General features: G+C 65.3%; 15 protein-coding genes. 2 read left to right on the forward strand and 13 right to left on the reverse strand.

What is annotated here, in order from left to right:
• The first annotated feature begins 5 nt into the window (after positions 1-5).
• On the forward strand, positions 6-176 hold the full coding sequence (locus ACQY4S_RS17790) for a hypothetical protein (protein ID WP_428486564.1): 171 nt from the start codon (positions 6-8) through the stop codon (positions 174-176).
• A 29-nt stretch (positions 177-205) separates the two neighbouring features.
• Here the strand turns inward: ACQY4S_RS17790 and ACQY4S_RS17795 are convergent, their stop codons facing one another.
• From ACQY4S_RS17795 to ACQY4S_RS17850, 12 genes are all read right to left on the reverse strand, one after another.
• Positions 206-1,267, reverse strand: a complete 1,062-nt coding sequence (locus ACQY4S_RS17795; protein ID WP_428486565.1) for a dihydroorotate dehydrogenase — start codon at positions 1,265-1,267, stop codon at positions 206-208.
• Between the two features lie 16 nt (positions 1,268-1,283).
• Entirely contained in the window at positions 1,284-2,516 is a 1,233-nt protein-coding gene (locus tag ACQY4S_RS17800) for an acyl-CoA dehydrogenase family protein (RefSeq protein ID WP_428486566.1), read from the reverse strand.
• A gap of 44 nt (positions 2,517-2,560) precedes the next feature.
• Entirely contained in the window at positions 2,561-3,661 is a 1,101-nt protein-coding gene (locus tag ACQY4S_RS17805; RefSeq protein ID WP_428486567.1) for an acyl-CoA dehydrogenase family protein, read from the reverse strand.
• 234 nt (positions 3,662-3,895) lie between these two features.
• On the reverse strand, positions 3,896-4,162 hold the full coding sequence (locus ACQY4S_RS17810; RefSeq protein ID WP_428486568.1) for a CopG family antitoxin: 267 nt from the start codon (positions 4,160-4,162) through the stop codon (positions 3,896-3,898).
• Positions 4,137-4,442, reverse strand: a complete 306-nt coding sequence (locus tag ACQY4S_RS17815; protein ID WP_428486569.1) for a BrnT family toxin — start codon at positions 4,440-4,442, stop codon at positions 4,137-4,139. Before ACQY4S_RS17815 ends, ACQY4S_RS17810 begins: the two co-directional genes overlap by 26 nt.
• A 142-nt stretch (positions 4,443-4,584) precedes the next feature.
• Positions 4,585-5,391, reverse strand: a complete 807-nt coding sequence (locus ACQY4S_RS17820) for an SDR family NAD(P)-dependent oxidoreductase (protein WP_428486570.1) — start codon at positions 5,389-5,391, stop codon at positions 4,585-4,587.
• Positions 5,392-5,903: 512 nt separating this feature from the next.
• Positions 5,904-6,200 carry a hypothetical protein gene (locus tag ACQY4S_RS17825; protein ID WP_428486571.1) on the reverse strand — a complete coding sequence of 99 codons (297 nt, stop codon included), beginning with the start codon at positions 6,198-6,200 and terminating at the stop codon, positions 5,904-5,906.
• 730 nt (positions 6,201-6,930) lie between these two features.
• Positions 6,931-7,470 carry an MOSC domain-containing protein gene (locus ACQY4S_RS17830; RefSeq protein ID WP_428486572.1) on the reverse strand — a complete coding sequence of 180 codons (540 nt, stop codon included), beginning with the start codon at positions 7,468-7,470 and terminating at the stop codon, positions 6,931-6,933.
• A gap of 108 nt (positions 7,471-7,578) precedes the next feature.
• Entirely contained in the window at positions 7,579-8,310 is a 732-nt protein-coding gene (locus ACQY4S_RS17835) for a DedA family protein (protein ID WP_428486573.1), read from the reverse strand.
• 68 nt (positions 8,311-8,378) lie between these two features.
• On the reverse strand, positions 8,379-9,158 hold the full coding sequence (locus ACQY4S_RS17840; RefSeq protein ID WP_428486574.1) for a CDP-diacylglycerol diphosphatase: 780 nt from the start codon (positions 9,156-9,158) through the stop codon (positions 8,379-8,381).
• Positions 9,158-10,084 (reverse strand): NAD(P)-dependent oxidoreductase, encoded by a 927-nt coding sequence (locus tag ACQY4S_RS17845; RefSeq protein ID WP_428486575.1) that lies wholly within the window; start codon positions 10,082-10,084, stop codon positions 9,158-9,160. The genes ACQY4S_RS17840 and ACQY4S_RS17845 overlap by 1 nt, the downstream gene beginning before the upstream one ends.
• Before the next feature lie 6 nt (positions 10,085-10,090).
• Entirely contained in the window at positions 10,091-10,504 is a 414-nt protein-coding gene (locus ACQY4S_RS17850) for a carboxymuconolactone decarboxylase family protein (protein ID WP_428486576.1), read from the reverse strand.
• 488 nt (positions 10,505-10,992) lie between these two features.
• Between ACQY4S_RS17850 and ACQY4S_RS17855 the strand changes: the two genes are divergently transcribed.
• Positions 10,993-12,000: a lysine-2,3-aminomutase-like protein gene (locus tag ACQY4S_RS17855; protein ID WP_428488446.1), complete on the forward strand. Its 1,008-nt coding sequence runs from the start codon at positions 10,993-10,995 to the stop codon at positions 11,998-12,000.
• A gap of 45 nt (positions 12,001-12,045) precedes the next feature.
• Here ACQY4S_RS17855 and ACQY4S_RS17860 read toward each other — a convergent pair whose 3' ends face one another.
• A complete protein-coding gene (locus ACQY4S_RS17860) occupies positions 12,046-13,089 on the reverse strand; it encodes a YncE family protein (RefSeq protein ID WP_428486577.1) in 1,044 nt (347 codons plus the stop codon).
• Positions 13,090-13,196 lie beyond the last annotated feature (107 nt).

The raw sequence follows: 13,196 nt of genomic DNA on the forward strand, positions 1-13,196 counted from the left end.
ACCGCATGAACACGGTCATCCAGCCACGACATACCAAGCTCTGGCTGGGCGGCAATGAACGGAACTGGGCATATGCGGACCATGAGCGCCATATTATTGGTGGCGTGCTTGCCCGCATCGCCACGGCAATTCCAGACTTTCGCAGGCTAAACACCCTGTCACGTCAGACATGTTAAGTCAGGCAAGACTATTCCCGGATAGTTGTTCACCCCGGAAGGTCCGTTCCAGCCAAGCTCTCCGGCGGCACGAAGTCACGCCAGCGACCGGGGCATTCAGGCTGGTCGCCATATCCGGTCAGCCCATCGGCGAGACGTCCGACCAGGTCCTGAAAGTGCAGTTCACGGCCGGCGAGGAACGTCTCCAGCTCCTCGATGATCCGCGTCAATCCGGCGAAACCCTCGTGCATCGTCACCGACAGAAGCTCCACCGCGCCGGCGCCGCACAGCGCCATGCGCACCACGTCGCCGCCGGAGCGCGCGCCGTTGGTGCCCAGCAACGGCAGTCCCGCGCCGGCGGCACGCCGGGTCAGTGCGAGAAAGCGACAGACGATCGGCAACGCCCAGCCTCCGCCATAAGCGGCGGAGGTGCCGAGCACCGGTTCGAATGTGTCGAGGTCCGGGACCAGCGCCATGAAGCGGCCCATCATGCAGACCGCGTCGGCGCCGCCGGCCCTGGCCGCCAGCGTCAGGGCCGGCAGGTTGGACGACAGCCCGGTCAGCTTGACCCAAAGCTGCATGCCCTCGGTGGCGGCGCGAACCTGGCGCACCAGGCCAGTCAGGCGCGCCGGGTCGGTTTCCTGGGCGATGGCGCCGGGCGTGGCCTCCGCCGCATGCGGTGCGCCGACGTTGAGTTCGAAGACCCGAAGGCCCGCCTGGCGGGCCTGGGCGGCGATCGCCACGGCGCCCTCGGGTCCGGCATAGACGATGCTGGCGGCAACGAACCGGCCGTCGCGGGCGGCATCCCGATCGATGGCGGCGACGGCGGCGAACCAGTCCGCGGCATCGCGCTGGATCAGGCCGGAGCGGTTGAACAGCGACACGCCCTGCCCGGCGGTCGGCATCCCATTGGCGTCCAGCCGCACATAGTCGGCACGATCGAGCTGGCGCGCCGCCGCCGGCTGTTCGTTGACCGACTTGGCGATCACGCCGGCGGCCCCGGCCCGCAGCGCGGCACGAATGCCGGCTTCGGTCATCACCGGTTCGCCGGCGCCGCAGATGACCGGGTTGCACAGGCGAAAAGCGCCGATAGCGGTTGCCAGCCGGGTCATCGTGACAGCGGACGTCCTATCGCCGCCCCGTCGCCACCTGGTTGAACGGCTTGTTCTTGTCCACCCGGATATCCGCCGGCAGGCCCAGCACGCGTTCGGCGATGATATTTCGAAGGATCTCGTCCGAACCGCCGGCGATGCGGGAACTCGGCGACGACAGCAACGCCGCCTGGAACATCCCATAGGCCTCCGCCAGGTCGGCATCCACCACCAGCCCGGCTTCGCCCATCAGGTCCAGCCCGTAACTCGCGATATCCTGCGTCTTCGAGGCATTCACCAGCTTGTGGATGGAATTCTCCGGACCCGGCGTCTCGCCTTTCGACAGCGCGGTAAGGGTGCGGAAGCGGGTGAACTTCAGCCCCTGCGCCTTAGCATGCCAGGAGGCGATGCGTTCCCGCATCGCCGCGTTGCGCACCGCCGGCTTGCCGTCGAGCCGCACCGAACGGGCCAGTTCCAGCAGGTCGTCGACGTCCGGCCGCTGCACGTCACCAACCGCCAGACGCTCGTTCATCAGCGTGGTCAGGGAGACCTTCCACCCCTGCCCGACCGCGCCCAGGCGCTGGCTGTCGGGCACGCGCACATCGGTTAAGAAGACCTCGTTGAAATGCCGCGCGCCGGACATCTGGTGGATCGGGCGGATGTCGATGCCGGGGGATTTCATGTCGAGGAAGAAGAACGTCAGCCCCTCGTGCTTCGGCACGTTCGGATCGGTGCGGACGACGATGATGCCGAAGTCGGACAGATGCGCGCCGGAGGTCCAGATCTTCTGGCCGTTGATGATCCAGCCGTCGCCATCCTTTTCCGCCCGCGTGCGCAGGGCCGCGAGGTCGGAGCCGCCGGCGGGTTCACTGAACAACTGGCACCAGACCTCCTCGCCGCGCAGCGCCGGACGGACGTAGCGGTCGAGCACGTCGTCGTTCGCATAGGTCATCATGGTCGGGATGCACATGCCCAGGCCGATCTCATACAGGCCGCGCGGCACGACGAAGTCGTCCTCCTCCTGGTTGTAGATCACCTGCAGGATGGAAGACGCCTCGCGGCCGCCGAAGCGCTTGGGCCAGGTCAGCCCGGCGAAGCCCGCGTCGGCTTTCCTCGCCTGCCATGCCTTGCAGCGGGCGACGGCATCGGCATCGATGCCGCTCTGCCGCAGCACCGGGCGGGCACCCGCCTTGGGTTCGGCGTTGGCGTGCAGGAAGGCACGCGCCTCGGCGCGGAAGGCGGCTTCCTCTGGCGTGTCGTTGAAATCCATGATCGGGTTTCCTTGGTCGGAGTTGTCGTGACCGGTGTCTTCGGTCAGGCCGCGTTGCGGGTTTCCAGCAGATCGACCAGCCGGTCCTGCCAGAACGGCAGCCCTCCCAGGCCCAGGGCAAGCTGCTTGGATCGGCGGTAGAACAACTGGCAATCCACCGCCCAGGTAAAGCCGATGCCGCCATGCGTCTGGATGTTTTCCTTCGATGCCAGATGAAACGCCTCGGTGGCGGAAACCCGGGCGGTGGCGGCGGCCAGCGGCAGGTCGGACGCATCCGCTCCCAGCGCCCAAGCGCCGTAGTAGGCATTCGACCGGGCCAGTTCGAGGGCGACATACATGTCGGCCAGCTTGTGCTTGATCGCCTGGAACGAACCGATCGGGCGCCCGAAGGCGAAGCGCTCCAGCGCATAGTCGCGCGCCATGCGCAGGCAGGCATCGGCGCCGCCCACTTGCTCGAACGCGAACAGCACGGCGGCCCGGTCCAGCACGCGCTGCACCGCATCCCAGCCGCCCTGAAGCCGCTCCACCGGCGTTCCGTCGAAGTCGAGGCGGGCCTGGTTGCGGGTTGGATCGAGGCTGCGCAGGTCACGCCGTCCCACATCGCCCAGCGGCGCCAGGAACAGGCCGACCTGGGCCGCCTCATCGCGCGCCACCACCACCGCGCTGTCGGCGATGCCGCCGTCGGCGACCGGCCACTTGGCGCCGGTCAGGCGGCCGCGTACGACGCGGGCCTTGATCATGGCCGGGTCGGGATTGCCGGCGCCCTCGGCCAGCGCCAGGCAACCGATCAGCGATCCATCAGCCAGCTTCGGCAACATCGCGCGCTTCTGCGCCTGCGATCCGGCGGTCAGGATTGCCTCGGTGGCCAGATAGGCGGTCGAGCCGAACGGCACCGGGGCGACGACGCGGCCGATTTCCTCGGCCAGCACGCAGAGCCCTTCATACCCCAGGCCCGCGCCGCCATACTGTTCGGGAATGGCCGCGCCGATCCAGCCCATGGCGGCGATCTCCCGCCACAGGTCGGCGGCATAAACCTCCTGCCCATCCAGCGACCTGCGGACCACGGCCGGCGCGCATTGCTCCGCCAGAAAGCGCCGCGCCTGGTCGCGAAGCTGTTTGAGGTCGTCGGAAAAATCGAAGTTCATGGTTTCCCCACCGCCCTGTTGGTCTTCGCGACAGACTGCCAGTGACATGACGGCATGTGAAGCCTTGCACCATGATCGTTTGAGGTTGCATCGTTGCCAGCATCCGATCCCGGTCTGATTCTTTGTCAGACCGCACGGCCTGTCCATGTCACTCGAAATGGAGTCCTTGTGACGGGATGTTGAGGGGATCGAATCAGTCAAAAAGCCGCGCTCAGAATTTCGAATGAAAATCGGCTACGGGCGCGGCTTCCCGGGTTGAAGAACCTCGCGCTCTATAAGGTGTCGGATGAACCGGGTATAGGGAATGCCTCGGACGCGGGCGCGTTCCTTCACCGCATCGAGCAGCGGTTGCGGAACCCGCATATTGATGTGCGCCGACTTGGCTTCGAACTCAAACTTGACAGACGTTCCACCCGACATGTCGTATTCCGCAAGACTGGCGGTATCGACAAATTCCTGCGCCTGCTGGTCGGTCTCAAAGGTCGGGATTGTCTTTTTCATAGCTGTCGATCTCCTCCTGGTGCATGTAGCGGGCACTGACAGGCCGAATGTATCGGCGTCCGCCGCGCTCCCGGATGGTAAACACGATGAAGGCGGTCCGCCCGTCGCCCGTCCTGCCGATAGCCCTGAGCCGGCGCTCTGTCTGCGAATGGCTAGGATCGGGCAGGACAATAACCGGGCCGGTGAACACCTCCTCGACCTCTGGCCGGGAAACGCCGTGTTTGCGGCAATGCTCAAGATTGCCGTCATCCCACTCGAATCCCGAAACCAGTCCTTTCATAATGGATATTACATTTTTGTGTAGACAAAAGCAACGCTTTCACCACTGGTCCGAGGCCGTTCATAGCCTGGGAATGATCGCCCCGCTGATGGACTGGCGGTCAAAATGTATCACCTCAGGCCGTAGGTATGGCAGCGTTGTGTTAAATTTGGTTGTTGCCGGGCAGGCCGCGGGGAAACAGGTTCGCGGCGAGCAGGCCGCCATCGACGTCCAGCGTCGTTCCGGTGATGTAGCGCGCCATATCGGATGCCAGGAACAGCGCCGCTTTGCCGATATCATCCGGGGTTCCGCGGTTCCGCATCGGCAGCAGGCTGCCGGCGTAAAGCTCCGCCCGCTGCGGCGTGTCGTACAGCCGGGGCGTGACGATGTGACCGGGCGCGATGGCGTTGACCCGGATGCGATGCGGCGCCCACTCCACAGCCATGGTCTGCACCAGGCTGATCAGGCCGGCCTTGGCCGCCCCGTAGACGCCGCGCATCGGCGCCGCGCGCTGCCCGTCCACCGAGGCGATGCCGACGATCGCACCAGGCTGGTCGCGGCGGATGAACGACCGTGCCACGGCCTGCGCCACCAGGAAGAAGTACCGCAGGTTCAACTGGATCTGCTGGTCCCAGACCGCGGCGGTGGTGTCCAGCAACGCGCCCCAGGCAGCGGCGCCGACGATCGACACCATGACGTCGAGGCCGCCGAGACTGTCCTCGGCTTCGGCAACGATGCGCGGGATCTGGCTGTCATCCAGCACATCGCCCACGATGGTGAAGGCGCGCCGGCCGAGATCGGCGACGGCCTGTCCGACGCGATCGGCCCGCTCCGCCACAAGGTCCACCAGGGCGACGTCGCAGCCGGCACGGGCCAGCAGCAGCGCGGTGCTCTCGCCCATGCCCTGGCCGCCGCCGATGATCAGCGCCCGCTTGCCGATCAGGCCGAAAAATGAAGCTTCTTCCGTCATGGTTGCAATCCCTGAATGCCTAAAGCGTGATCGCCTGAGGCTGACCCAGTCGGAAGGCGTGAATCACGCGATCAAACAATAATTTAAAGCGCGACTCCTGGGTCAACCTAAACCAGTCGCGCTTTAAGATCAGTGGACCACTATGCCGCGTTGCTGGCAAAGCGGCTACGAGCTGCACCAGATTCGTTACTTCGTCGGAACTTTCTTGACCGCTTGATCCGTTGGCGATTGAATCCAGGCAGGCTCATTTGGAATCTTCGCGCTCGCGGAAAAGGCTGCGTCAACAGCCAGCGGGAACAAGTACGCTCACTCCATCGCGCTTTCCGGCCGGCAAACTAACTGCGGCACCGACCGCACATCCGGGCGGACGGCACCGAACGATGGATCAAGCCATGCCGATAGCCGCCCGCCGTCAGCGGCGGAACCGATGCCTGCTCGGATATAGCCGTCCGTTGCCGCTTGAGCGATCCTGTCGGTCGCCTTCGGCGCTCGACCAGCCTGAAGCGCCGACCTCAGTATGCAGGATTGCGGCGGTAGACCGGGGGGGGCGCATAATAGCCGTATGCAGGGGGGGCCACGAAAGGAAACCCAGGGTGCGCGCCGAAGGGTGCCGGCGCATAATAACCCTGATGCTCCCGCCATTCATGTTCGCGCCATTCATGCTCCCGCTGCTCATGCTCCCGCCACTCTTCCTGGCGATGGTCCTCGATGTCGCGCCGGCGCCAATTGTCCTGAGCGAACGCCGGGACGACGGCGGCAAGCGCAAACGAGGCGCACAGCAGGCTGAGCATGAACATACGGTATCGCATCGAATTCTCCCGCAAGTGCCTTGGTGGGTCATCCGCCCAGCATTGATGTCGGCGACAGGCGCGACATCCGCTCTTCATCGTCGCTTCTCCCAGCCATAGATGGCGAAACTCTGGCGGCATCATGATTTTCTGATGCAACGCCACGGCGATGGATTGGTGCCTCGCCATCAGGGCAGAGAAGTTCATGTCACTCACGCGTGACATGAAGCGGCGAGGCGAAATGACGCCGCCATCGACGCGCTTTCTGACGATGCTTATGCTTGTTGCAGGAGACGCGGCGCAGCAGGGGTGCGGGCTTGTCGCCTGCTTCCATCGGCAGGCGCCGCAGCGCCATTCTGCTCCGCCAGACGTATAGCCGGCTCGCGGGCCTTAAATCTGCTGACCGCAAGCAGCGGATTATCCGGCAGATCCCATGTTCGACCGGTTACCGGTTGGCTCGTGTACCTCATCCGCGAACAGGTTCGCCGGCCAGTCCAGTTCGGCGACTGGGCCAGATGGAGCACACACATCCTGCCGACGGCTGACCCATGATGAGGCCGCGATCATTCGCGGGCGCCATTCGAGGATGACGGAGAGGCCGATGGCCGGATCAACAGTGAAGGTGCTGTCGAAAGATCGCATTGCTGTTCGCAGGGACATGAGGGTTCTCCTTGGCTGTCCCTCTGCTAACATCCGGTATTGCGTCTGGCTGTGACCTGCGACACGTCTCGTGCGGCACTGCCGGCTTGTTTCAGACCGGCAGCAGCCGGCGGTGCGGTTTGGTTGGCAGGCTGACCTCGATCACATCGCCTGGCCTGACCTCGCCGCCGGTCATCACCACGCCCATGATGCCGGCCTTGCGGATCAGGTTGCCGTCCGCGTCGCGGCCCAGGGTCGCCGCCATGAGGTTCGGCTTGAACCGGTCGAGCTGAACGCATGGGTTCCGCAGCCCGGTGACCCGAATGGAAGCGGTGCCAATCCGAAGCACCGTGTCGGTCGGCAGGCCCAGCAGGTCGATCCCGCCAGTCAGGATGTTCTCGCCGATCTGTCCGGGACCGATGACAAACCCGTGCAACCGCAGTTCCGCCAGCAACTCCCGATGAAGCAAGTGGACCTGGCGCAGGTTCGGCTGGGTAGGATCGCGCGCGACGCGGGAGCGATGCTTCACCGTCGTGCCGAGGTGGGCATCTCCTTCCACGCCAAGGCCGGTCAGCAACGTGATCCACAACCTCGGCTGCTTGCTGAACCTGTGCGTGCTGCCTTGGCTGACCGCTTCAACGATACCTGCCATCCGATCACGCCTCCCTCACCCGGAATAATGCCAGGAAACCGGTGAAAGTGGCCACTGACAAGGCTTCGGCCATGACGACAGAAGCGGGTCTGGCAGCCTCACTGGCGATCACGATGGTTCTTGTGTCCCGGCGCGCGCAGGCGCACTCCGGTTGATCGACTGTTTGTGGTCGCTTGCAGATCCTGGCTGATGAGGCTGGTTGTCCGATGAACGCTCCATGTCCCGCCGCGATTCGTCCATCAAGCGGCTTTCGTTGCGCTTGACGTAGATAACGGCGCACAGCAGCGCCGCGCCGCCGACCACCGCCAGCCCGATTCCCGCCGGTCCGCTGATCCGTTTCACCGCATCGCCCAGACCATAGGCGCCGAAGCCATAAAGGCTGGTCCAGGCGATGCCGCCCAGCGCGTTCCACAGCAGGAAGCTGTGCCAGCGCATCCGGTTCGCCCCCGCGAGCACCGCCGCGAAGGTCCGCAGGATCGCGATGAACCGGCCGAGGAACACGACGCGCCCGCCATAACGGCGAAACAAAAAACGCCCGACTTGCAGCCGCTCGTCCGTCAGGCCCAGTTTGCGCCCCCATCGCGCCAGCACCCGAAAGCCGACCGAGTAGCCAATGAAATAGCCGATCTGATCGCCGGCGATCGCGCCGCACGCCGCCACCGGCACGAGAATGAAGATGTTGAGCGCGTGCGAGGTCGCGGCATAGATCGCCGCGGCGATCATCAGGCTTTCGCCGGGCAGTGGCAGACCGAGGCTCTCCAGCAGGATACCGAGGAAGATCACCGGGTAGCCGTACTGGTGCAGCAGGCCATGCAGGGCGTGGCCTGAGAAGATCGACATCGGGCAAGCCTTTCCACGACAACAATTCGTAATCACCTAGAAGGCGTTCAGCGATCAACCGACCCGCGTCATTTCCTTGCGATCGCGCAGGAATGATCCTCAAGCGATTCACCCGACGCCCGATCGCCGGTCGCAAGGTCGGCATGGTCGTCGAGCAGCACGAACCCTCGGGTGGCATCCGGGAACGTCTCGCCCACCAGGACCAGCGTATGCATCGCCATATCGCCGGATCGCTGGGTGTCCTCGGCCAACACCCGGAATGGGTCCACGCCGTCCAGGGTTTCCTGATTGATCCGCATCGCCTGATAGGTGACACCGGCCAGCGGCACGGGGAATGGGGCCCAGACGCCGCCGATCCTGTCCAGGTTGGCGCTCAGGGCTTGGCGCACGTCGGAACGGATGCAGTCAATATGGATATGCAACTGATTCTGGCTGCGCGCGTCCACTGAATTGATCGCCAGTGCGAAGCCGTCACGCGGCAGGTTGGTGTGCAGCCGGCCCTCGACATAAATGCGGGCCAGCCAGGCGTCCTGCCAGTAGTTGGTGACATCGGGGGCCAGGATCGCCGGGTCCTCGATCCCGCCGATCCGCGCCGTAGGGATCAGCAGGAACTGCGCGACCCCGTTGATGTCCTTCAGGACAGCGAAGCCCTTGTCGATCCCGTGCGACAGGTCGACCGCCGAACAGGGTGATGGGTCGCCGGCAGTCTGCTCATGCGGAACGCATTTCCCGCTGACAATCTTCCACAAGACCGAGGAATCAGCCGCGCAGGCCGCCGGTGGAACAAGCATCCATGCGGCAAGCGTCACCGCCAGACCACGGTTCGGCGATACGAGCCGGGCGAGCATCACGCCTCGCCGAGTTCCGATCCCGCCAGCATCTCGCACAGCCTGGCCATCTCGGTGTGATCGGCGTTCGGGCCAAACTTCGTCTCGGCCGAAACGATGAATTCCTTGACCAGCGCCGACAGCGGCGCGGCGGTGCCGGTTTCGCGGCCGACCTGAAGTGCGATGGACAGGTCCTTCGCCAGCAGTCCCATGGTAAAACCGGCATCGAAACGGCGCGACAGCACGAACTGCTTGAACTTCTTCTGGGTGGAATTGTTCATGCCGGTCGCGGCGTTCAGCACATCGGTCATCACCGCCGGGTCCAGGCCGAAGCGCTGGCCGATCAGCAGCGCCTCGATCCCGATCAGGAAGCCGCCGGTGCTGACCAGATTGTTCAGCGCCTTCATCGCCTGGCCTGAGCCGACCGCGCCGGTGGGCAGAACGGAGGTACCCATCGCCGACAGCACCGGCATCGCCCGCGCGATCGCGGCCGCATCGCCGCCAACCATGATCGCGAGCTGCCCGGTCCTCGCCCGCGGCACGCCGCCGGACACCGGGGCATCGATCAGGGTGCCGCCAAGTCCGGCGACTTTTTCAGCCAGCCGTTGCGTAACGGACGGCACGCCGGAACTCATTTCGATGATGATGGTGCCGGGCTTCATGCCGGCGAACAGGTTGTCGTCGCCTTCCATCAGGACGCGTTCGACGATAACGCTGGTCGGCAGCATGGTGACAATCACGTCGGAACCGGCGGCGAGTGCACGCAGCGTGTCGGGGGCGAAGCCGCCGGTCTGCTGGACGAAGTTGTTGGCGACTTCACGGCGAGAGTCGTTGATGGCGACGGTGAAGCCGGCCTTCACCAGGCAGGCCGCCATCGGCCAGCCCATGTTGCCGACCCCGACGAAGCCGACCTTTTGCCCGCCTTGGGCAATCGATTCGCTGGCCATGCCGGATCACCCCTTCGCCGCGTCCACGTCCTTGAACACCTCGGTGGCGATCTTGAAGGCCTCCAGGCTGGCGGGGATGCCGCAATAGGCACCGACCTGCATCAGGATTTCCTTGATCTCGTCGCGTGTCACGCCGTTGGTCAGCGCGGCTTTCAGGTGCAGGCGGAGTTCGCTGCCGCGGTTCAATGCCGACAGCATGGTCAGGTTGATCATGCTGCGGGTCTTGCGGTCGAGGCCGGGGCGAGTCCAGCACATGCCCCAGGCGATTTCCGTGGTCATCTGCTGGAACGCGGCATTGAAGTCATCGGCGCGGGCCAGCGAGGCATCGACGTAGTCGCCGCCGAGGACCTCGCGGCGGACGGCAAGGCCCTTCTGGAACAGTTCGCTCTGATACTCGGGTCGGTTCGGGACATCGACCATGGCGGCTTCTCCTGGCTGTTCAGGGATGTTTGTGGATGCGTGTCTTCGGACACGTGTCCTCGGACGCGCCGGACCCTAGGCGTCGCGCGTTGGGCGGGCAAGCGGAACGGCACCGACTGACCGCCCGCGTACGGCCATGCGGACGCCGCGCTTTCACCACCGGGTTCTGCCTGCTCTATCGTGCATTTGCCCCCACCACCTATTATGCCGAGCGCTGGTTGGCGATGTGGCACGACGTGAAGGCGGTCAGGGTGATCGGACGGGGCGCGGCGAGGCCAAGCGATCGACCCGCGAGTGAAGAGTTGGAGGTCGGTTGCATGGCAGCGGAGATCGGTCGCGCGGGTGGACGGCAGGTTTATTCAGGCCGGCCAGGTGTGGCGGACGAAGATTGCAAGCGCGTTGAAGGGCCAGTTCAAGCTGTAGACAAGGACATCGCGGGACAAGGCGTTTCAGTTAATGAAACGCCGCGCCCATACGGTCATGAAAACCTGACGCTGCGGGATGCCCGGGCACTGCTGACGGCCGGGCTGATCAAGGCGGAGGCGCTGGCTGGAGCGGAACTGACCGAGGCCCGGTATGCTGTCGCCGTATCGCCGGCGATGCGGGCGCTGGTCCAAGCGCCGGACGATCCGATCGGGCGGCAGTTCATTCCCGATCCGGCGGAACTGGTCACGGCACTGCATGAAAACATCGACCCGGTCGGCGACGACGCGCTGTCGCCGATCAAGGGCGTGGTGCACCGCTATCCGGATCGGGCATTGTTAAAGCCTCTGCTGATCTGCCCGGTGTATTGCCGGTTCTGCTTTCGGCGGGAGCATGTCGGTCCGGACGGCGGCGTGCTGACGGACGGCGAATTGCAGGCGGCCTACGCCTGGTTCGCCGAACATCCGGCGGTGACCGAGGTCATCCTGACGGGCGGCGACCCCTTGATGCTGTCGCCCCGGCGGCTGGGCGGGATCGTCACGGCCCTGGCGGCGCTGCCGCATATCCAGACGATCCGTATCCACTCACGCGTGCCGGTCGCCGATCCGGAGCGGCTGACCGAGGCGCTGGCCGCGGCGATGGAGACTGATAGGTCGCTGTGGCTGGTGGTGCACGCGAACCATGCGCGGGAGTTCACCCCGGCGGCGGCCCACGCACTCCGGCGCGTCCGCGCGCTCGGCATTCCCGTTCTGGGTCAGTCCGTCCTGCTGCGCGGCGTCAACGACAGTTCGGCCGAACTGGAGGCCCTGTTCCGGGCGATGATCAGGCACCGGGTGAAGCCATACTATCTGCATCAACTGGACCCGGCGCCTGGGACGGCACGGTTTCATGTGCCGATCGAGCAGGGCCGGGCACTGCTGGAGTCGCTGCGCGGCCGGGTGACTGGGCTGGCCTGGCCGACCTATGTGCTGGACATTCCGGGTGGGCACGGAAAAGTCCCGGTCGGGCCGGATTACCGGCAGGCGGATGGTTCGGTGCGGGACATCCAGGGTACGGTGCACCGCGCTGGATAATCCTGAAGGCTGTTTCCGCACAGGATCATTTCCGGATTGCTAAATCTACCGTGCCGGGCGCTCCGGCGTGTAAACCAGCAGACGCAGCGTGCCGGGGACGAAGGTCAGGCGGGGCCTGCCTCCGGCGGTCTTTGGGGGTTTGGTGCCTGCCACGGATGCGGTCACCAGGAAGACGCGCCCATTCTCCGGGTCGACCGCCATCGTCCGGGCGCCAGGCATGGTCGGCACCGTGCCGAGCGAACGCACGCCGGCCGCGGTTTCCGCCACGATCCCCAGGGTGCCGTCGCCATCGCCGCTCAAGGCGAGATGCCGCGACGGGTCGAAAGCGGCCGAGTCCGAGCCCTTGCCGATGGGCAGCAGCGCGGTCTGGCGCCCGTTGCCGGTGTCGATCACCGCCATCTGCCCGGCAGGACAGGAAATAAACAGACGGCCGGAGCGGGCGTCCAATGCGGCGCCGTGCGGGTCGTGGCAGCCGGGCAGCTTCCAGCGCGCCAGCACGCGGCGCGCCCGCGTGTCGACGACGGCGACCTGATCGCGGTCCGCCAGCGCGACGAACATTTTTCCCTCGCCGTCCACGGCCACGCCCTCGGGCGAGCCGCCAAGCGGCAGAGTGGCGGAGAGCTGATCGGTGCGGGGATCGATGAACCCGGCCGCCGCGGCGTCGCCGCCCAGGACGACGACCTGGCTGCTGGCAGGGTCGTAGATCATCCCATCCGCATCGCCGACGGCCTTGATCGTGGCGTGGGCGGCGAACGTCCTGGCGTCGTAGTCTGTCACCGTCCCGTCCTTGCCGCTGTCGGCGAAGACCTTGCCAAGCGCGGGAACCGGGGCCGTACCGTGCGCGCCGTTGAGGCCGTCAAGCTGGCCGGTGATCGAAAGGGTGGTCGCGTCCACGACGGTGACGGCGTTTTCATGCGCGATGTAGACACGCTGCGTTGCCGGGTCGAAAACCACGTAGTCCCACCGGTCGGGCGAACCCAACGGAAGGCTCGCGGTAAGTTTGTAGGCCGGTCCGGCGCCGGTTGCTGGAAGTGCGAGGGCGAGGAAGAAAACAGTGGCGCATAGGCGCTTGATGACATGATCAACCAAATCTGGATCCTTTGTTTTTGGCATCAATGCGCGAGCGCTGGCACAGTGTCACAGGTGGCGTAAAAGCCCCGATCCGACAGCAAAAGCAAGCGTCAACTCGGATCATA

It is taken from the genome of Rhodopila sp., assembly GCF_965276935.1.
GTDB lineage: Bacteria > Pseudomonadota > Alphaproteobacteria > Acetobacterales > Acetobacteraceae > Rhodopila.

Coding starts and splice junctions, on each gene's coding strand:
- ACQY4S_RS17790 (WP_428486564.1), top strand. CDS start 6: ATGAACACGGTCATCCAGCCACGACATACCAAGCTCTGGCTGGGCGGC.
- ACQY4S_RS17795 (WP_428486565.1), bottom strand. CDS start 1,267: ATGACCCGGCTGGCAACCGCTATCGGCGCTTTTCGCCTGTGCAACCCG.
- ACQY4S_RS17800 (WP_428486566.1), bottom strand. CDS start 2,516: ATGGATTTCAACGACACGCCAGAGGAAGCCGCCTTCCGCGCCGAGGCG.
- ACQY4S_RS17805 (WP_428486567.1), bottom strand. CDS start 3,661: ATGAACTTCGATTTTTCCGACGACCTCAAACAGCTTCGCGACCAGGCG.
- ACQY4S_RS17810 (WP_428486568.1), bottom strand. CDS start 4,162: ATGAAAAAGACAATCCCGACCTTTGAGACCGACCAGCAGGCGCAGGAA.
- ACQY4S_RS17815 (WP_428486569.1), bottom strand. CDS start 4,442: ATGAAAGGACTGGTTTCGGGATTCGAGTGGGATGACGGCAATCTTGAG.
- ACQY4S_RS17820 (WP_428486570.1), bottom strand. CDS start 5,391: ATGACGGAAGAAGCTTCATTTTTCGGCCTGATCGGCAAGCGGGCGCTG.
- ACQY4S_RS17825 (WP_428486571.1), bottom strand. CDS start 6,200: ATGCGATACCGTATGTTCATGCTCAGCCTGCTGTGCGCCTCGTTTGCG.
- ACQY4S_RS17830 (WP_428486572.1), bottom strand. CDS start 7,470: ATGGCAGGTATCGTTGAAGCGGTCAGCCAAGGCAGCACGCACAGGTTC.
- ACQY4S_RS17835 (WP_428486573.1), bottom strand. CDS start 8,310: ATGTCGATCTTCTCAGGCCACGCCCTGCATGGCCTGCTGCACCAGTAC.
- ACQY4S_RS17840 (WP_428486574.1), bottom strand. CDS start 9,158: ATGCTCGCCCGGCTCGTATCGCCGAACCGTGGTCTGGCGGTGACGCTT.
- ACQY4S_RS17845 (WP_428486575.1), bottom strand. CDS start 10,084: ATGGCCAGCGAATCGATTGCCCAAGGCGGGCAAAAGGTCGGCTTCGTC.
- ACQY4S_RS17850 (WP_428486576.1), bottom strand. CDS start 10,504: ATGGTCGATGTCCCGAACCGACCCGAGTATCAGAGCGAACTGTTCCAG.